The sequence below is a fragment of the Streptomyces sp. enrichment culture genome (assembly GCF_964272855.1).
Taxonomy (GTDB): Bacteria; Actinomycetota; Actinomycetes; order Streptomycetales; family Streptomycetaceae; genus Streptomyces.
In genome coordinates this window covers 4,636,528-4,654,872 of the sequence record NZ_OZ186847.1, presented here as the reverse complement: position 1 = coordinate 4,654,872, position 18,345 = coordinate 4,636,528, and the positions used below count along the sequence as shown (strand labels likewise).

23 protein-coding genes and 1 tRNA gene are annotated in these 18,345 nt (G+C 66.3%); 21 read left to right on the top strand and 3 right to left on the bottom strand.

What is annotated here, in order from left to right; genetic code table 11:
* Positions 1–242 precede the first annotated feature (242 nt).
* The 6 genes from ACSU6L_RS20390 (at position 243) to ACSU6L_RS20365 (ending at position 5,096) form a co-directional block, all read left to right on the top strand.
* Positions 243–467: a hypothetical protein gene (locus ACSU6L_RS20390; RefSeq protein WP_437058761.1), complete on the top strand. Its 225-nt coding sequence runs from the start codon at positions 243–245 to the stop codon at positions 465–467.
* A gap of 8 nt (positions 468–475) precedes the next feature.
* The gene (locus ACSU6L_RS20385; protein ID WP_437058759.1) at positions 476–1,207 is read left to right on the top strand and encodes a GntR family transcriptional regulator; all 732 of its coding nucleotides are present in this window, start codon (positions 476–478) and stop codon (positions 1,205–1,207) included.
* Positions 1,204–1,503, top strand: coding sequence for a hypothetical protein (locus ACSU6L_RS20380; protein WP_437058757.1), 300 nt, complete (start codon positions 1,204–1,206; stop codon positions 1,501–1,503). The genes ACSU6L_RS20385 and ACSU6L_RS20380 overlap by 4 nt, the downstream gene beginning before the upstream one ends.
* Before the next feature lie 293 nt (positions 1,504–1,796).
* Positions 1,797–2,171, top strand: a complete 375-nt coding sequence (locus ACSU6L_RS20375; RefSeq protein WP_437058755.1) for a hypothetical protein — start codon at positions 1,797–1,799, stop codon at positions 2,169–2,171.
* Positions 2,172–2,264: 93 nt separating this feature from the next.
* Positions 2,265–3,194: a restriction endonuclease gene (locus ACSU6L_RS20370; protein ID WP_437064975.1), complete on the top strand. Its 930-nt coding sequence runs from the start codon at positions 2,265–2,267 to the stop codon at positions 3,192–3,194.
* A gap of 1,014 nt (positions 3,195–4,208) precedes the next feature.
* Entirely contained in the window at positions 4,209–5,096 is an 888-nt protein-coding gene (locus tag ACSU6L_RS20365; RefSeq protein WP_437058753.1) for a DUF6602 domain-containing protein, read from the top strand.
* A 34-nt stretch (positions 5,097–5,130) separates the two neighbouring features.
* Here the strand turns inward: ACSU6L_RS20365 and ACSU6L_RS20360 are convergent, their stop codons facing one another.
* On the bottom strand, positions 5,131–6,789 hold the full coding sequence (locus ACSU6L_RS20360; protein ID WP_437058751.1) for a DUF262 domain-containing protein: 1,659 nt from the start codon (positions 6,787–6,789) through the stop codon (positions 5,131–5,133).
* 462 nt (positions 6,790–7,251) lie between these two features.
* On the bottom strand, positions 7,252–7,716 hold the full coding sequence (locus tag ACSU6L_RS20355; RefSeq protein ID WP_437058749.1) for an NUDIX hydrolase: 465 nt from the start codon (positions 7,714–7,716) through the stop codon (positions 7,252–7,254).
* An 18-nt stretch (positions 7,717–7,734) separates the two neighbouring features.
* Here ACSU6L_RS20355 and ACSU6L_RS20350 point away from each other — a divergent pair, with 18 nt between their 5' ends.
* The 12 genes from ACSU6L_RS20350 (at position 7,735) to ACSU6L_RS20295 (ending at position 15,060) form a co-directional block, all read left to right on the top strand.
* Positions 7,735–8,514 (top strand): GntR family transcriptional regulator, encoded by a 780-nt coding sequence (locus ACSU6L_RS20350; protein ID WP_437058747.1) that lies wholly within the window; start codon positions 7,735–7,737, stop codon positions 8,512–8,514.
* A gap of 139 nt (positions 8,515–8,653) precedes the next feature.
* On the top strand, positions 8,654–9,010 hold the full coding sequence (locus ACSU6L_RS20345) for an SCO3933 family regulatory protein (RefSeq protein WP_437058745.1): 357 nt from the start codon (positions 8,654–8,656) through the stop codon (positions 9,008–9,010).
* Between the two features lie 2 nt (positions 9,011–9,012).
* Entirely contained in the window at positions 9,013–10,368 is a 1,356-nt protein-coding gene (locus ACSU6L_RS20340) for an FtsK/SpoIIIE domain-containing protein (protein ID WP_437058742.1), read from the top strand.
* A gap of 79 nt (positions 10,369–10,447) precedes the next feature.
* Positions 10,448–10,654 carry a hypothetical protein gene (locus tag ACSU6L_RS20335; RefSeq protein WP_437058740.1) on the top strand — a complete coding sequence of 69 codons (207 nt, stop codon included), beginning with the start codon at positions 10,448–10,450 and terminating at the stop codon, positions 10,652–10,654.
* A complete protein-coding gene (locus ACSU6L_RS20330; protein WP_437058738.1) occupies positions 10,654–11,367 on the top strand; it encodes a DUF2637 domain-containing protein in 714 nt (237 codons plus the stop codon). Before ACSU6L_RS20335 ends, ACSU6L_RS20330 begins: the two co-directional genes overlap by 1 nt.
* A gap of 21 nt (positions 11,368–11,388) precedes the next feature.
* Positions 11,389–11,580: a mobile element transfer protein gene (locus ACSU6L_RS20325; protein WP_437058736.1), complete on the top strand. Its 192-nt coding sequence runs from the start codon at positions 11,389–11,391 to the stop codon at positions 11,578–11,580.
* Positions 11,581–11,589: 9 nt separating this feature from the next.
* A complete protein-coding gene (locus tag ACSU6L_RS20320; RefSeq protein WP_437058734.1) occupies positions 11,590–11,745 on the top strand; it encodes a hypothetical protein in 156 nt (51 codons plus the stop codon).
* Positions 11,746–11,766: 21 nt separating this feature from the next.
* Positions 11,767–12,084, top strand: a complete 318-nt coding sequence (locus ACSU6L_RS20315; protein ID WP_437058732.1) for a SpdD-like protein — start codon at positions 11,767–11,769, stop codon at positions 12,082–12,084.
* Positions 12,085–12,166: 82 nt separating this feature from the next.
* Entirely contained in the window at positions 12,167–12,352 is a 186-nt protein-coding gene (locus ACSU6L_RS20310; protein ID WP_437058731.1) for a hypothetical protein, read from the top strand.
* Entirely contained in the window at positions 12,345–13,724 is a 1,380-nt protein-coding gene (gene repSA / locus ACSU6L_RS20305) for a replication initiator protein RepSA (protein WP_437058729.1), read from the top strand. Before ACSU6L_RS20310 ends, repSA begins: the two co-directional genes overlap by 8 nt.
* A complete protein-coding gene (locus ACSU6L_RS20300; RefSeq protein ID WP_404032359.1) occupies positions 13,721–13,909 on the top strand; it encodes a helix-turn-helix domain-containing protein in 189 nt (62 codons plus the stop codon). The genes repSA and ACSU6L_RS20300 overlap by 4 nt, the downstream gene beginning before the upstream one ends.
* Positions 13,909–15,060, top strand: a complete 1,152-nt coding sequence (locus ACSU6L_RS20295) for a tyrosine-type recombinase/integrase (protein ID WP_437058727.1) — start codon at positions 13,909–13,911, stop codon at positions 15,058–15,060. The genes ACSU6L_RS20300 and ACSU6L_RS20295 overlap by 1 nt, the downstream gene beginning before the upstream one ends.
* A gap of 81 nt (positions 15,061–15,141) precedes the next feature.
* Here the strand turns inward: ACSU6L_RS20295 and ACSU6L_RS20290 are convergent.
* Positions 15,142–15,215: transfer RNA gene (locus ACSU6L_RS20290), tRNA-Thr, on the bottom strand.
* Between the two features lie 217 nt (positions 15,216–15,432).
* Between ACSU6L_RS20290 and ACSU6L_RS20285 the strand changes: the two genes are divergently transcribed.
* The 3 genes from ACSU6L_RS20285 (at position 15,433) to ACSU6L_RS20275 (ending at position 18,313) form a co-directional block, all read left to right on the top strand.
* On the top strand, positions 15,433–16,521 hold the full coding sequence (locus ACSU6L_RS20285) for an ABC transporter ATP-binding protein (protein ID WP_437058725.1): 1,089 nt from the start codon (positions 15,433–15,435) through the stop codon (positions 16,519–16,521).
* Positions 16,522–16,723: 202 nt separating this feature from the next.
* The gene (locus tag ACSU6L_RS20280; protein WP_437058723.1) at positions 16,724–17,179 is read left to right on the top strand and encodes a hypothetical protein; all 456 of its coding nucleotides are present in this window, start codon (positions 16,724–16,726) and stop codon (positions 17,177–17,179) included.
* A gap of 402 nt (positions 17,180–17,581) precedes the next feature.
* Entirely contained in the window at positions 17,582–18,313 is a 732-nt protein-coding gene (locus ACSU6L_RS20275; protein WP_437058721.1) for a nucleotidyltransferase family protein, read from the top strand.
* The last annotated feature ends 32 nt before the right edge of the window (positions 18,314–18,345 follow it).

The following is an 18,345-nucleotide window of genomic DNA, read 5'->3' as shown; positions in this document are numbered from 1 at the left end:
TCTCTCGGCGGACGCCTGGTCAGCGCTGACAGGGGCTTACTGATGCCGCATCCTCGACAGCCGCACATCGCAGATGCCTCGTCCGTCCCCTACCGCTCGACTGCATGCCAGATCGGCACGCACCACATCTGTGCCGACGCCTACCCGACGCCGGTCCCGGCCGACATCCCGGTGATCTGCGAGGCGTGCGACTGCCCGTGCCACTCAGGCGTTGACCCGTCCGCATCCTTGGAGGTGACGCGGTGAGGGCGTATGTCCCCGGCGGCGCGCTGGTCTCCAACATCGAGGTCACCGCGACCACTGTGCAGCGCGGCGACATCATCCAACTCGGGGGCAATGCCCTCCAGGTGAGAGACCTCTTTCAGCTCCCCCAGGGAGCGAAGCAACTGGTTTTCGAGTCGGGCGAGTTGCTGACCATACATGCGCGTACCCGGCTCGTCGCCATGCGAATGCGGAGAGGACGGTGACTGGGTCCATGCGCTCACGTCACCACGACATCGCCGACGACCTTCGGCAGCAGATCACAGCGGGCCGCATCCTGCCGAGCGAACGCCTTCCATCCGAGGCTGTCCTCGCCGACCGATACAGGGTCAGCACGGTGACGCTGCGAAGAGCACTCGCCGTCCTCCAGAGGGAAGGCCTCGTCGAGAAGATCCACGGCAAAGGCAACTTCATCCGCAGCTCTCACCGCAAGATCGTGTACGTCGGTGGCTGGGGGACCCTGGACCCGTGGACCGCCGGCGAGCCGGGATTGCGCGTCACCATCCGCAGCACCGCAGTTCAGGCCCAAGCGCACTTGGCGACCTTATTGAAGGTGCCCACGGGCACTCCCATCGTGGAGTTCACCTGCCTCAGCCACGAAGGGGAGTCACCGCACGGCCTGGCGCGCGTCTACATGCCGCATGACCTGGTCCCGCCCGGAGTACTGGATGACACCTCCCACTCCAGAGAGGCAGCCAGAAGGTTCGCCTTCCTCGGCCCACCGCCGACTGCTGCCCGAGAGACGGTGAGCGCTCGCCTCCCCACACCGGACGAAGCATCGGCCCTCCGGATCGGCATCGCGTCCATCGTCCTCTCCATCACTCGCATCGCCACCGACTCCACCGGCCGCGTCGTCGAAGCCACGCTCCTGGCCTTCCCGGGGGATCGAGTCGACGCCGTCTTCACCACCCACCCCGTGATCGACGAAAGGCAGAGCAAGGCATGACAGCATCGAACGAACTGCGGCTCCTCCCGTGGTCGGGCCCGGAAGGCAAGCCCTGCTACCTGAGCACCGATGAACGGGGCGGCTACATGTCCCGCCTGGCGGACAACGTCGAGGCGGTCCAACTCGGCACGGCGGCCGAGCTACTGGAGGAAGCCTCAGAAACCCTCAGCGACCGGGAGGTGGCCCTTGACGAGATGCGGCGCTTGGCGAAGGAGCTGAGTGGGGCTCTCCGGGACGTCCTCCGCGTTGCCACCAGCCGCGGTCACCTCCTGGCAGCGAGCGAACCGCGTCCCTGAGAGGGTTCTGGACTTAGGGCCAGCCCTCAAGACTCACGGGGACAGAAGCACGTCTACTGATCACGATTCCCGCTGTCCGGCGGCGCGGAAGAGGCCCACAGCTCTGACCAGCTCAGATGCTGTGGGCTTCTGTCATCTTCGGTCGCCGCTGGCCAGAAGGAGTCTGAAATTTGCTGCCATTGATCCTACAAGTTCAAATAGTTAACAATCACGGGTGAATGTGGTCGTTGTCCCATGTGGCGACAGCCCGCCAAGTAAGAAGAGATAAGCATCCTTACTAAGCGAAGGGCCGCATGAACATCAAAGCGGATGAGATCAACGAACTGCGCCTGCTCAGACTCAAGCTGCTGGAAGAGCACTATAAGGAGATTGGTCGGCTTCGCAGCGACCTACATGTGAGCTTGCGAGAGATCGACATCAAGATCGCAAAGGTTGGCAATCAAGATGCGAACCTCCCGTGCCTTGTTCGACGTACACCTGGCCCTCAGCTAACCATCTATCACTCAGCGGATTCTGCGTGCGGGCGTGTGCACGACCGGCGTAACTTCCGGAAGCTACCGGAGGTGGATGCACGGGATGCGAGCCCGTATGTCTGGCTTGAGCGATGCAGCGCCTGCGATTGGGACCGTGCCGCAAGAATTCATGGCAAGCGATTGCTGGGCGACTGACCGTTGTCGAGTACCCGCTACCTTTTGGCAGTACCAAAACCGGCAGTATTTTTTGCATCACACGGAATCGAAGACGGGTGAGATGTGGTGGATATGCGGCAAGGCGGAACAAAGAAGATTCACCCGGATGCATACGGAGCTTTGATCGAGGCGCTTACCGCGATCAATTGGAACAAGCTAGCTTATCAGCAGGACCTTCGACGGCGGCTCCGCGAGTACCCCGAATTGTTTGCGATCCTCGATTTCACAACCACGAAGCGTGAGACGTCAACTCAGTTGGTTAACACACTCCTGGCAGACGAGCACCGGTACCGCGATCTGAGTATCGAGTTGATGACTGACATCTCTCGTTTGGAAACGTTCCCTAACCTTTCCAAGCAGGTGGACGCAGAGGACTTGCTTGCCCAGGCGCGTAACGCTGTGAGCAACCTGCAGGAGTGGGTTGGTCGGCACGCAGCAATTGCAGAAGAGCGCGAAACCTTCTTCGCTGAACTGGCTGAACGTCGGGACGAGGTCAGCCGACGTCGAGACTTTGCCAAGGTAGTCGGCGAACTGAGGCACGAGTTCCTGCGCCTGCATGACATTCCGAATCGCCAGCAGGCTGGTCGAGAGTTCGAGCCGTTCCTATACCGTTTGTTCGCCTTGTTCGATCTTGAACCGACTCTTGCTTACAACTTGAAGGGTGAGCAGATCGACGGCTCTATCTACCACGATACTAACCATTACATCGTTGAGGCTAAATGGCTGGCATCCACTGTGGAGGCCGAGCAGATGACCAACTTTGATGGGAAGGTTCGCCGGAAGGGCAAGAATGCACTGGGTCTCCTCGTAAGCGTAAACGGATTCTCGGAAGGAGGGCGAGAACTCTTCAAGCGCGGAACTTCATTCATCACGATGGATGGGTCAGATGTGTTCTGCGTGCTTGAAGGACGCATCCGCCTGGACGAGCTGATCGCCCGTAAGCTGCAGCACGCCAGCCGTACGGGCAACTGCTACTTCCCTGCCGCAGAGATGAGCCTTTAGGTCTGGGTTTGACCACCGCCAGCCTTCACGGCCGGCGGCCGTGACCTGCGGCCGCCTAATCGATCACCGCTCTGACCTGCTGCTGAGCTGTCGGCAACTGTCGACGTTGGTCACCATTAAGCGCCCTTCCACGGCCCCCGGGCTGGGAGGGCGCTCACACGCCGGTCTACTGATCATCCCTTCCGCTGACCAGCGGGACTGAAGAAGCCCACGGCTCTGACCAGTTCAGATGCCGTGGGCTTCTGTCATTGTCGGTCGGCGTCGGGTGACCTCGGACGGCCCAGAGACGGCCCGGGCGGCCTCGCGCTTAAAAGATGCGGGCATACCTCAGTGATTCAACGCGGTCGGCCTACGCCGGCACCGTCTCGGGCTGCTGAGTGCCGCTGCCGTCCGCTGTCGTTGCCGTCAGAGCTGCCGTCACTGCCGTCAGCGATGCTGCCCTGTAACCAGCGCACTAGGGTTCGCCCACCGGGCCGCGCGGCCTGCTCCGCGCCCACGACGTTGAGGGTCGGCGGTGCCCCTGTGGTGCGTTGCCAGTCGCCGCAGCCTACGGCGGCGCTGTCCCGCTGCGCCCTACTGAGCTCTCACGATGGCGACTGTCTGCGGATCACTGATCAGGTCGTAGTCGCACAGCAGAAGCGCATCGTCGTCCTCGGCGAGCAGGCGGTGCAACCTGTCAATGTGGCGCTCAGGGCTGGTGAGCAGCCTCTTCGACTCCAACCAGGCGGCGGGACGACCGTAGTCAGCCGGCCGGACGTCGTCATGCCAGTTATGCGACCGGCTTGGGCATGGTGCTACCAGAGTCGCAGATCACGGGTGACTGGGGCTGACGCTTGCTACGACTGTCGTTAGTAATCGTCATCGGTCGCCACTCAGCGGCCTCGGACGGCCCACCTGTGGCTTGGCCGTCGGCAGCAGCTAGCCGGAGAACCAAACAGGAAGCACCAGCGGCTAAGGACAGTCTTCGGCCATCATGGGGGCATCCTCATCGCTTGGTAGTGCTTGGAGGCGCGCATGAGTTTGCACGACATTCGCTTGTTCATGTCTCAGATGACCCACGAAATTAGCAGTGAGTACGCAAGGTTGCAGGCTAGAGCGAAAGAAGATCCGGGGACGGCTGGAAGTCAGGGCGAAGAAACATGGGCGCAACTTCTACGCAGGTGGACCCCTTCGGGATATCACGTTGTCCCTGGCGGCAGAATCATAGATACAGACGGCAACACGAGTCCACAGGTAGATATCCTCATCCTTCATCCCTCCTATCCGCCAGGACTTCTAGGAATTAAGCACTATCTGGCGCCAGCGGTGGTCGCCGCTTTCGAATGCAAGTTAACTCTCACAAGAGCCCACATCAAAAAGAGCTCGATTTGCGCGGCTCTGCTAGAAGACATGATGACCCGAGAGGGGCGACCTCCAGGGGAATTCTTCTATGGCGTGCTCGCCCATTCGCATGCTTGGAATCAACGTTCGAATCCTGCTTTTAGGGTGCAGCAGGCCTTGTCAGACTACGGGGAAGAGTTCACCAAGCGTCCTGGCCAGTGCATTGATGCTCTATGCGTAGCGAATCTCGGGGCATGGCTTGCAAACGTCGCTACCGTACTAAGCCAAGTAGAGCTGACCCACATGGGCCCCCTCGACAGCCTCCACCCCAAAGGGGCACCAAATCTCCCGAAGCCCGACTCGCCTCCTGAGCCGATAACCCGCACAATTGCACACCTGCTGAACAGAATCGGCGACGATCAGAACGGTGTGGATAGGGTTGCGGGGTATCTTCGCAAGATTGGCTCTATCGGCACGGAGGCAGGGGTCATTAGAACCTTTGACGACCTCAGCCCGGATGAGATACCCAGCCACGCTGTCGACATTACTAAAGCGATATTGGCTGCTGATGCGGAGGACTAAGTGCGCGGGTTGACCCCTTAACGCTCATGAGCTCTTACCTGTAGGGCCATGCTGCGACAGCAAGCTTGGCCAGCTCCGCTGCTCGGGCGTCGGAATCGGAAAGCGTCCAAGTGGCCTTCTGCCCAAGCTCGCGCGTGAGGAGAAATTTAGACTGTTGATACATGCGCGCCTTCTCCTCAAAAGGCTTGTCTGCCAACTTTCGATTCAGAGTACGCTCAAGCAGGGTGTAGTTTTTCAAGCTATCCCTACCGGCCTGGAAGCGCTCATAGTCCGCCGACGAGGAGAACTCGGTCGGCGCTGAGCTTCTTGCTAGAACATGCTCGACAGATACCGACTTACCACTCCAGTCCGGCTGCGCTTCGACACTAACGCCAAGCTGAGCCAAGTGCTGACGCTCCATTTGCGCGAGTAGGTATTTAGCTCGCCCCGTACTCACAGCACCTGATGAGATTACAGCCTGGCGAAACTCTTGGTCTGTGGGGATTAGTTTGGTCAATGATTCGAAAACATGATCCTGGGTCTTCGACTGTCCGGAAGAAACCGCCACGGCGGCATTGCTGAATACTTCTTCTGCAGTTCCGCCACCAAGCCGGCCAGCGAACCACGCCCGGACAGACCAGCCAGCAATTTTATTCACCATCTTGGCCGCTGGCGTGATTTCCCAATTGTTGAGAACAGCCAGAAGGAGGGGCATGCTAGATTCGAATCCGAACCTACGGAAGGCCAGAAGCGAGTCTCTAACGTCAACATCAGTTCGGCCCCAGAACTCGCTATCTGGCTCCCGGATCGCAGTAAACGGCTGTAGACCGTCTTCGAGGCGCCCGACATAATCACGAACCCTTTTCTGCCCTCTCCCGATACTTGATTGCAATACCTTGTAGAGCTTGCGTGTAGTCACTTTCCCTTCACGCGATGAATGCTCATGCCTGATGAACTTCACTAGATCCTCAGGCTTGTCGAACGCGCGCGAGATTACCGCCCACTGCTGCTCGACGTGATCCAAATAAGTCCTCGATTGACTGAACAGGTAATTCTTCAGAAGATCTGCGGTGGTAAGATCAGCGCCTCTGTCATTGAGCGTTTCAAAAATCACATACGCCTCGGGAAGGCCGGAGGCTACAGCAAGCAGCACTTGCACGCTCTTGTCCAAGTGCGTTACAACGTTGACCAGGTCTCTATAGTGAGCCTCGGATGGCGCGATTTCCGTCAGATGAGAAAGACACATTCTGTAGCAGGTTGCGATCGGATGCTTATCATCTGCCGGCGCTTGGCCCGCAAGGATGCCCTCATAAATGCGAACATCCTCCGCGTTGAGCTTCAGCCGTGTTACGTTATCTTCTTCCTCCAGGTCGAAAGTACGAAGGAAGCTCTTGTCGATCACGTTGGCCGGTTCCAGCTTATTTAGCTGCCGAAGCCTGTCACGTACGGCTGTTACCAAAATGGCAGTGGTCGTGAGGCGTTGTTGACCGTCCACAATGCTCTGTCGGCTGGGGTCTGCGGCGTCATCAGCAAGGACAACCGTGCCCATAAAGTACGGCTGAGACTCACTTCTGGCTGTTTTCAGATCATCCAAAAATTCAGCTACATTGGACGGTTCCCACGAGTATCCTCGCTGAAATCGTGGCACGCTCAGCAGGCGGTCCGAAAGCAGGTGTGCCAGCCGATCGTGTCCAAACTGTGCGGGATCTGCCACTGCACTTCTCGCCTTCTCTTCTTGGTCAGCGCTTCGCCGACACGTTTGCAGCCACTCTCTACGCTGGTGTCGTACACGGATCTTGCCCTGAAGCAGCGCCGCTGTCAGCCATTAGCCAGAATCGAGGGCGGTGGAGCGGCTTTGGGCTGGAGCTGCTTTGGCGCGAGTGATCATGGCCCCGTAAGCTTCCGGCGCGTCGGGCAGTCTGTGGACCTGCCCGGTAAAGCACGACGTTGGGGCCATGATCTTCGAGGCTCGCGCCAAAGTGGCTGCCTAAAGCCGTGGAGCCGACCGCCCCGGCCACGACGTACCCCTTCTCTGGCATCAGGTGGCTGACTGCTCTGAGCGCGGCACGGGCGCCGGCCGGGCTGGAGCGGGGCGGAGACAGGAGCGCAGGCCCGGCCGGGGGCCGGGCCGCGCGCGGGGAGCGGAGCGAGCCGCCTTGATGAAGTAGGGAAAGTCTTATCCCGCTGGGATGAGGTGCTTGCCGTCGTGGCTCCGTACGTGGGGGCCGTTGCCGTCCAGGGCGTCCAAGAGCCTGACCGCGAAGACCTCGGACATGCGCTCCTTAACCTCGTCAGGCGTGAGCCAGGAGACGGCCGTTGACTCACTGGAGGTGCGCTCGGTGCCGCCGGAGGGCTTGCAGCGGAAGACCAGGGCCACGATGCCGCGGGTCGTGTTCTTGTAGACGCCGGTGAGTTCGTCCACCTCGACGTGGATGCCTGTCTCTTCCCAGACCTCGCGGGCAACGCCGGCCTCCGGGGTCTCGGCGAGTTCGAGTACGCCGCCGGGCAGCTCCCACGTGCCGTTGTCCGCTCGGCGGATCGCCAGGAGGCGACCGTCTTCGCGCACCACCACTCCCGCAACAGATACGGAGTGCAGCGGCGGCGACGTTGCTTCCTGTGATTGACTCATGTACAGGAGCATAGGAGGCAGGGAAGGACTATGGGAACCGCAGCAGGAGGAGGCAGGTCCGGACCTCGGTACGTGCAGATCGCGGACGAGATCGTGCAGCAGATCCGGGCGGGTGTGCTCAAGCCCGGCGACATGGTGCCGAGTGAGTCGGAGCTGGTGGAGCGCTATGGCGTGTCCGGCGGCACGATCCGTAAGGCGATGGTCGAGGTGCGGGCCAGTGGGCTCGTGGAGACCCGGCACGGCAAGGGCTCGATCGTGAAGGATCGGCCGCCGGTGCGGCACCGCTCCTCCGACCGTTTCCGGCGCTCCCTCCGTCAGGGCGGCAAGGCCGCCTACCTCGCCGAGTCCGAGCAGTCCGGCGCCACCGCCAAGGTGAGCGTCCTCTACATCGGGCCGATGGAGGCCCCCGAGGATGCTGCCCTGCGACTGGGCGTCCCCGCCGGCGCTCAGGTCCTCGCCCGGCGACGCCTCTACTTCCGCAACGGCACTCCGGTCGAGACCGCCACCTCCTACCTCCCGTGGGATGTGGTGAAGGAGATCCCCGAACTGTTCGCCGAGAACCCCGGCGGCGGTGGCATCTACGCCCGACTCGAGGACCACGGACACGAGTTCGCCGAGTTCGTCGAGACGTTGCAGGCGCGGCCGGCCTCCAAGGCGGAAGCCTCGGAGCTGGCCTTGAGTGCTGGTGCTCCCGTGGTTCACCTGGTCCGGGAAGCCCGTACGACCGAGGGGGTCGTGGTCGAGGTGTGCGACACGCTCATGGCCGCTGACCAGTTCGTTTTCGAGTACCGCATCCCTGCTGCGGACTGACGCTCTCTCAACTCCTCACAGCCCGTCGCGAGTTCTTCTTCGCGGCGGGTTGACTCATGTATAGGAGTGCGGCACTCTTCTTCATGTCACTCATATACATGAGTGACTGAGTCCAGCCTCTATAGAGGAGTGATCCGCTGTGCGTCAGATCCCCGTCGACACCTCCGCCGCGACCGTCATGGTCGCCAAGACCCCGCAGCCCAAGGTCCGTGACCGCCGCACCGGCGAGATCGCCACCGACCTCGAGACCGGCGCGAAGCTGATGACGGTCGACGTGATGTTCGCGGCGAACGAAGAGGTAGAGATCCTGTCCATCACCGTCCCGGAATCGGGCATCACCGGTGAGCTGGCCATGGGCACGCAGGTCGCGCTGACCGGCCTGGTCGCCCGGCCGTGGGAGAACGAGTTCAACGGCCAGAAGCGGCACGGCATCGCGTTCCGCGCGGTCGCGGTCACCTCGCTCGCCGAAGTCGCTGCCAAGCCCAAGGCGGCCTGATCATGACCGGTTTCACGGTCACTCTGGTGCTGGTCGTCGCCGCTGCGGGGCTCCTGCGGTGGCGGCGCCCCGCCTGGTACTGGCTGACCTTCGGGGTGGTCCTCGCCGCGCTGCGGGTCCTGGTCCGGTACGGCTCCGTCATGGATGCGTGCGGGTTGACCGTCCCTCCCTCGCGCTGGCGTCTGGCCTTAGCGCGGGCCACCAACCGGCCCGTGCCGGAGTCTCGCGCACCGCGCATTCTGCGGATACGGCCGACCCGGACCGGCCTCGTCCTGCGCCTCAAGCTCCGGCCCGGACAGGACGCCTTCGACATCGCCGCCGCTTCGGATCGGCTCCGGCACTCGTTCTCCATGTACGGCGTCACCTCGCGTGAAGTGCGCTCGGGCGTCGTGGAAGTGCGGATGACCGGCTATGACGTACTCAAACGGGTGCAGATGCCCGCCAAGGTCGATGGCCAGCCGATGCGGGTCCCTGTCGCCCTGCGGCAGGACGGCTCTGTCCACTACCGCGACTACCGGGCGATACCCCACGCGCTCACCCTCGGCGCCACGGAGTCCGGCAAGTCCGTCTACCAGCGCAACCTGGTCGCCGGGCTGGCCCCGATGGATGTCGCCCTGGTCGGTATCGACTGCAAGCAAGGCGTCGAACTCTTCCCACTGGCCCGCCGCTTCTCCGCGCTGGCCGACAACCCAGACACCGCCGCCGACCTGCTCGACGCGCTCGTGGAGCGGATGGAGGGCGTCTATCAGCTGATCCGCGCCGAACAGCGGATCACCGCTGCCGTGCCGGACGCCGAGATCGCCGCCGACATCTGGGACCTGCCCGCCGAGCTGCGCCCGGTTCCGATCGTCGTCCTGGTCGATGAAGTCGCCGAACTCGCGCTGTACGCCAACAAGGAGGAGGAGAAGCGGCGCGACCGCATCATCACCTCCCTGGTCCGTCTCGCCCAGCTCGGCCGCGCCGCCGGCATCTACCTCGAAATCTGCGGACAGCGCCTCGGCTCCGAACTCGGCAAGGGCATCACCATGCTTCGCGCCCAGCTCACCGGCCGCACCGCCCACCGCGTCAACGACGAGACGTCCGCCAACATGGCCTTCGGGGACATCTCCCCGGACGCGGTCCTGGCCGCTATCCAGATCCCCGCCCAGATGCGCGGAGTTGCCATCGCGGGCGACTCGACCGGCGGCTGGCACCGCATCCGTGCCCCGCACACCTCGCTCCGCCAGGCCGTGAACCTCTGCAACCGGTACGCCGACCGGACCCCGGACCTGCCCGAGCTGTCGCCGTTCCGGCCCGTGCTGCCCGGCAGCCCTGCGGCTTCCACGCCGCTGGCCAAGCCCTCTCCGGCTACGGCCTGACCTCTCCCCTCCCCGGTCGGCGCGACCGCCTTCGCGCCAGGTCCCTACCCCCGCCATGCCTGATGAAGGGAGTACCGGCATGTGCCCGAACTGCGAGGACTTCGCCCGCACCGTGCTCCTGCTCGGCCAACTCGCCCTCTACGCCGACATGACCGGCGCCGACCTCGACTTCGTGGAGGCTGTCAGCCCGTCCCTCGCCGCCTCGCTGCCCGAGCCGCCGCCCGGCACTTTCCCGCCCGGCTACGACCCCAACGACGGCCCGGCCTACCCCGGCGAGGACTCCTGATGGGCGCGCGTCGCGGACTCCGTATCGACGCCGTCCTGGTCCAGGCCGTCATCGCCGGTGCCCTGTCCTTCGCCCATCTGCACGACCTGGCCGCCGCTGCCGGACAGGACGGCTGGAAGGCCTGGGCCTACCCGGTCAGCGTCGACCTGCTCCTGGTCGCCGCCTGGCGACGACTCCGTACGGACGGCCCCTCACGGCTGGCCTGGTGCTGGTTCCTCATCGCCCTGGTCGCCTCGCTGGGCGCCAACGTCGCCACCGCCGGACTCCTCAACCTCGGCAACGTCCCGGCCTGGCTCCGCATCCTCGTCGCCGCCTGGCCCGCGCTGGCCTTCATGGGCGGCACCCTCCTCGCCCACTCCAACAGCCACCGCGAACAGGAAGCGCCGGCACCTCCGGTTCAGGAGCCCGTCACGGACTCCGAGCCGCCCACAGTCCCTGCCTCGCTGCCGGAAACCGAGCCTGAGCCGGTCACGGTCACCGATCCGCCACCTGATCCCGCACCGGCACCGGCACCGGCACCGGCACCGGCACTCGCCAACGAAGCCCCCGCGGCTCCGACCCCTGCGGTCCCGGCGGTCCTGGTCGACCACGCCCGGAAGGTCGCCGACGAGTACCGCTCCCGCACCGGCTCCCCGATCGACACCGACACACTGCGCTCCCGCCTCGGCGTCCCGCCCCACCTCGCCGACGCCATCGCCGCCCACCTCGCCTGACCAGGAAGGAGACCACCGGCTATGCCCGCACGCGACAACTTCCACTCGCTGATGCAGATCGGCCCGGTCCAGATCGGCACCCACCGCGACCGCAACGGCCGCACCAAGCACGCCGCCGTGTGCACCGCCGACCGCTGCGGCTGGTCCGCCGACTACTCCAGCCAGTCCGCCGCCCAGCTCGCCGCCCGCACCCACCGCTGCCGCGTCCGCTAGAAGGCCACCGTGGACGTCCCTCTCTGGCTCGCGCTGCTGGTCGTCGGCTACCTCGGCGTCAAGCTCATCCGCCCGCCCTGGTGGCTCATCGCCGTACTCCTCCTCGGCGGCTACCTCCTCGCCGACAGCCTCCTGGCCCCCGCCATCGACACCGCCGTCAAGTAATCCGCAGAAGGAGAACCGCCCATGTTCCGGCCCAAGCTCCCGACCATGCCCCAGCCCACCGGCACCGTCACCCCGCCCGCCGTGGTCGAGCCGACCACCCTCACGCCGGGCACCCTCGCCACGCCGCCGGCGCCCGCCACCCCTGCGCGATCCCGGTCGGTCGTGCAGCTCACGCCCGGCACCGCGCTCGCCCTCGTCGGCGGTGGCACCGCTGTGGTCCTGGTCGTGGGCGCCGTTCTGGTCTCCATGCTCCTGGCCGTCGCCATCACCGGCGCCTCGATCGCCGTCTGCGCCTTGGTCATCCGCTCGCTGATCCACGCCGACGCCAAGCGCCGCTGACCGGCCCCCGGGCGGCCTCGATACCGCCAAGCATCCGCCGCCCGAGAGCCGTCCCTGTCCTGAACCGGAAGGAACCCCCAGCATGACGCAGCGCACCACCCGCCCGCCGCGCATCTGCCCCGACTGCAACGGCTTCGCCTCCGCCGCCATCACCACCGGCGGACGCGACGCCCGCGGCCACCGGCGCACCATCACCGCGCCCTGCCCGGCCTGCAACGGCCTGGGCACCGTCCCCGCCCGCCGCCTCCGGGAGGGCGCCCGTGCCTGACACGCTGCTCGACCCGACCACCCTCGGCGACCTGCTGAGGGTGGCCTCGGCCCCTGACTACGCCCGCTGGGAAGACCAGATCCGCCGCACCGGCGGCTGCGCCGACCCCATCCACCTCACCGGCTGGACGACCCACAAGGACAAGACCACCGGCGAGACCCTGCACCACTACAGCACCGAACAGGAGCCCGGCGGACGCCTCCGCCTCGCCTGCGGCAACCGCCGCGCCTCCCGCTGCCCCGCCTGCGCCTGGACCTACGCCGGAGACACCTACCACCTCATCCGCGCCGGACTCGCCGGAGACGACCGCCGCGACATCCCCGCCACCGTCCGCGACCACCCCCGCGTCTTCGCCACCCTCACCGCCCCCTCCTTCGGCCCGGTCCACAACCGCCCCGACCACGGCACCTGCCGTTGCGGCACTCATCACGCCCCCGACGCCCCCGAGTTGGGCACCGCCCTCGACCCGAGCACCTACGACTACGCGGGCGTAGTCCTCTTCAACAACCACGCGGGGCAGCTCTGGCAGCGCTTCACGACTCGCCTTCGCCGCGAACTCGCCGCCCGCGCCGGCCTCTCCCGCCGGGAACTCGCCGACCACGTCCGCGTCTCCTACGGCAAGGTCGCGGAGTTCCAGAAGCGCAGAGCCCTCCACTTCCACGCCGTGATCCGCCTTGACGGACCCAACGGGCCGGACACCCCGCCGCCCGCCTGGGCCACCGTCGACCTCCTCGCCGACGCCATCCGCGCAGCTGCGGCCCACTCCTACACCTCGGTCTCCGTCCCGGCCGCCGAAGACCAACCCGCCCGGACCTTCCGCTGGGGCACCCAGCTCGACGTACGCCCCGTGAAGGCCTTCGGCGACGGCTCTGACATCACCGAACAGGCCGTCGCCTCCTACGTCGCCAAGTACGCCACCAAGGCCGCCGAGAACACCGGCACCCTGGACCGCCGCATCGGTGAACTCGCCGAACTCGACCGCCACCAGGTCCCGGACCACGCCCGCCGACTCATCAAGGCCTGCAAGGAACTGGACCCGCTCTATCCCGACCGCCGTCTCTGGGCCTGGGCACACATGCTCGGCTTCCGCGGCCACTTCTCCAGCAAGAGCCGCCGCTACTCCACCACCCTCGGCGCCCTCCGCCAGGAACGCGCCGACTACCGCGCCGCCCAGGAACGCGAAGCCCTCGGCCTGGACGACGCCGAGCCGGAGACCGTCCTCGTCCTGGCCGACTGGCAGTACGCCGGCCACGGCCACACCCCCGGCGAATCAGCCCTCGCCGCCACCATCGCCCGCGACATCCAGCTCAACCGCGAGACCGCCCGCGAAGCCCTACGCGACCAACTGGCCCTGGAGGGAGCCGCCGCATGACGACCGCAACCGCCGAGCTGCTGACCGTGCCGGAAGTCATGGCCCGACTCAAGGTGGGCCGCTCCAAGGTCTACGACCTGATCCGCTCCCGCCGACTGACATCGATCAAGATCGACGGCGCTCGCCGCATCCCCGCTGACGCCGTCCAGGACTTCATCCTCGGCCAGATCGAGGAGGCTGCCTGATGGCCGGCGAACGCAAGCGCAACCCGAACGGCGCGGGCACCATCACCAAGCGCAAGGACGGCCGCTACCAGTGCGCGGTGTACGTGCTCCAGCCGGACGGCACCCGTGCGCGCAAGTTCGCCTACGGCAAGACCTGGGCCGAGTGCGACACCAAGCGCCGGGAACTGCTCGCCAAGGTGGACCAGGGCGTGCCCGTCCCCACCCGGTCGGCCAAGCTCGCCGAGTGGCTGCCGTACTGGCTGGAGCACTTCATCAAGCCGAACCGTAAGCGGACGACGTACAGCAAGTACGCGATGCACGTGCGCCTCTACCTCGTGCCGCTGCTCGGCTCCAAGAGTCTGGAGGCCCTGGGCCCCCGCCACGTACGCACGCTCATCGCCGACGTGTCGCGCCGGGCCTCCCCGGCCACGGCCAAAGAGGCGCACCGCGTGCTGCGGACCGCCCTCACCGCGGCCTGCCGTGAGGAGCTGGTGACGCGGAACGCCGCCTCGCTCGTGGAGGCCCCGAAGGTGCCCCGCCGCGAGCTGACCCCCTGGACGCTCGACGAGACGCTGACATTCCTGGAGCACGCCCGCCGCGACCCGCTGTACGCCGCCTTCGTCCTGGCGGTCGCCATGGGGCTGCGGCGCGGCGAGATCCTTGGGCTCCGCTGGTCGGACGTGGACCTCGAACACCGCGTGCTGCGGGTCAGCAAGCAGGTGCAGCGCGTGGGCGGGGAGCTCTACGAGGACACCACCAAGAGCGGCCGGGCGCGTCCCCTGCCCCTCCCGCTGATCTGCCTGGCGGCGCTCCGCTGGCACCGGATGCGCCAGACCGAGGCGGCGCGGCTCAAGGGTGTCGAGCTGTCCCCGTCCGCGTACGTCTTCACCACCCGCACCGGGCGCCCGATCGACCCGCAGAACATCAACCGGTCGTTCTTCCGCATCACCGCCGCCGCCGGCCTTCGGCGCATCCGTCTGCACGACGCCCGGCACGGATGCGCCACGCTCCTCACCGCGGCCGGTGTCGCGCCCCGTGTCGTGATGGAGATCCTCGGGCACAGCCAGATCAGCATCACCATGGACGTCTACACGCACGTGACGTCCGACACCCAGCGCGAGGCCATCAGCCACATGGACCGCCTGCTCAGGCGCCGTGTCGACCGTGAGTGACCGCCCCGGTTGATGTCACCCGTGGATGTCGAACGCCCCGGACCGATCATCGGCCGGGGCGTTCGCGCTGTTCAACCTCAGAGCCCCCTGTCGGATTCGAACCGACGACCTTCGCTTTACAAGAGCGGCGCTCTAACCAGCTGAGCTAAGGAGGCACGCGCGCGTGGAGCACACCGCGCCCGTGCAGTGTACCCAGCCCGGCCCCCGGCCCTGTCGAAAGTTTCCGCGAAGTTCACAGCCGCCCGACTACTGACAGAACAGGTGAACGCCAGGTACCGTCCTGACCCAGTTCACACGTGTGGACTAAACCAACCACCTTCCTACAACGGATCGTCCGGCACGTTCCTGCCGGTAGAAGGGGGCCCATTCACCATGGCCACTGTTACGTTCGACAAGGCGACCCGGATCTACCCGGGCTCCGACAAGCCCGCCGTCGACGCCCTCGACATCGAGATCGCGGACGGCGAGTTCCTCGTCCTGGTCGGCCCGTCCGGCTGCGGCAAGTCCACCTCCCTGCGCATGCTCGCCGGTCTCGAGGACGTCAACGGCGGCGCGATCCGCATCGGTGACCGCGACGTCACCCACCTGCCGCCCAAGGACCGGGACATCGCCATGGTGTTCCAGAACTACGCCCTCTACCCGCACATGACGGTCGCCGACAACATGGGCTTCGCGCTCAAGATCGCCGGCGTCAACAAGGCGGAGATCCGGCAGAAGGTCGAGGAGGCCGCCAAGATCCTCGACCTCACCGAGTACCTGGACCGCAAGCCGAAGGCGCTCTCCGGCGGTCAGCGCCAGCGTGTCGCCATGGGCCGCGCCATCGTGCGTGAGCCGCAGGTCTTCCTCATGGACGAGCCGCTGTCCAACCTGGACGCCAAGCTCCGTGTGTCGACCCGTACGCAGATCGCGTCCCTCCAGCGCCGCCTCGGCATCACCACCGTCTACGTCACCCACGACCAGGTCGAGGCCCTGACGATGGGCGACCGCGTGGCGGTCCTCAAGGACGGTCTGCTCCAGCAGGTCGACACCCCGCGCAACATGTACGACAAGCCCGCGAACCTGTTCGTCGCCGGCTTCATCGGCTCCCCGGCCATGAACCTGATCGAGGTCCCGATCGCCGACGGCGGCGTGAAGTTCGGCAACTCGGTCGTGCCGGTGCAGCGTGACGCGCTCTCCGCCACCACCGACAAGACGGTCACGGTCGGCGTCCGCCCCGAGCACTTCGACGTGGCCGGCCCCGACTCCGACCTCGGTGTCGCGGTCACCGTGAACGTCGTCGAGGAGCTGGGCTCCGACGCGTTCGTCTACGGCACCGCGCAGATCGGCGGCGAGGCGAAGGACCTGGTGGTCCGCGTCGGCGGCCGTGAGGTCCCGGAGAAGGGCAGCCAGCTGCACGTCGTCCCGCGCTCCGGCGAGACGCACGTCTTCTCCACCTCGACCGGCGCCCGCCTGTCGGACTGAAAGCCCAGGCTGAAGCCCTGAGTTGACGAAGAGGGCCCCGCGGACCGCCGCGGGGCCCTCTTCGCTGTCGTCGAATACCCCGACACAACAGCACATTTCGAGCAGTGTGCGTCAACCCGTCACCCCCGAATCGGTGCCTCCCCATCCCCCGAACCGGTGACCAAATGTCGCCAAATCATCACCGGGCGCTACCCTCACGAGCGTGAAGCACTCCACCACCCAACAGACGCGACGCGGCCGGGGCCCCGCCCGCCGGATCGGCCGCTCCCTCGCCCTAGTCCTGCCCGTCGTCCTGGTGCTCTCCGGGACCCTCGCGGTGACGCATGTCAACTGGTCGGGCAACCCCGAGGGCTCGGTGCTCGCCGCCTCGGACGTCAGCTCCGCCGGCGCCTCCTCCCGCACCGCCCGCAAGGCGGCCCACGAGGTGCTGCGCGACCAGCTCCTGACCGAGCTGCAGCGCAAGGACCCGGGCGTCGCCCTCACCCACCTCCAGCAGGCCGTGGACGAGCGCCCCTCGCTGGCCAAGCACTGCGTCTCCATCGCCCGCGCCCTCGGCCGCGCCGCGGTCGCCGCGTACGGCCCGACGCGCGCCCAGTCCTACGCCCGCCCGGTCTGCGACACGTCCTTCGCGTCCGGCGTCCTGGCGGCACATGGCTGAACCATCGGCCCCTGGGGAGGTGTGACCGACCTAGGGGGTGTCTCGTCGATCAGGCCGGATCAGGGAGCGGCGTCTGGTGCCGTGCATCGCAAGGCGGAGGAGGGAGCCGATGCGATGGGGGTCCCCCCTGCTCGATCGGAGCCGAGAGCTTGGGGGAATCGGCGAGTGACGACAACGCGGCGAGGCGCGGTGCCAGACGCCGCGAGCCCGGCATGATCGACGAGACGCCACCTAGGGGCGCGGGCTGTGTCGGTACGCGGCTCCGCCGTCGGCGTACGGCTGCGCCGTGTGGGCGCGACCAGCGACCAGCCACCGACCACCCGCACCGCACCTGCCCCGCGAACGCATCGCACCCCCGAGTCACTGGGCGCCCGCGAAACGCCTGCGCGTACAGTGCCTCGCATGACTGATCCGAATGCCGCGACCCGCCCCAACCAGGCGGTCATCCTGGCCGGCGGCCAGGGATCGAGGCTGCGCCCCTATACCGACGACCGGCCCAAGCCGATGGTCGAGATCCCCGGGACGGGGACGCCGATCATCGGTCATCAGCTCGCCTGGCTCGCCGAGGAGGGCGTCACCGACGTGGTGGTCAGCTGCGGCCACCTCGCCGAGGTGCTCGAGGAGTGGCTGGACTCGGCCGATCTGCCGGTCTCCGTCACCACCGTCGTGGAGGAGCAGCCGCTCGGCCGCGGCGGCGGCCTGAAGTTCGCCGCCGCCCATCTCCCCCACCCCGACCGCGCCTGGTACGCCACCAACGGCGACATCTGGACCCGGTTCTCGCTGCGCGAGATGGCCGACTTCCACACCGAGCGGGACGCCGTCGCGACCCTCGCCCTGGCCCGGCCGCGCATCCCGTGGGGCGCCGTGCGCACCGACGGCTTCGGCCACATCACCGACTTCATCGAGGCCCCGCCGTCCACCTTCGAGATCAACGCGGGCGTCTACGTCTTCTCCCCCGATTTCGCCCCCCTGCTCCCCGCGCGCGGCGACCACGAGCGGACCACGTTCCCGCACCTGGCCCGCGACCGCCGCCTGGCCGGCTACCCCATCCCGCAGGGCGCCTACTGGCGGGCCATCGACACGGCGAAGGACCTCACGGAGGCCGCGAAGGAACTGGCGGCGCTGAGCCGCTAGCCGGAGGGCTCAGCGCGGCCCGGGCACCCGAG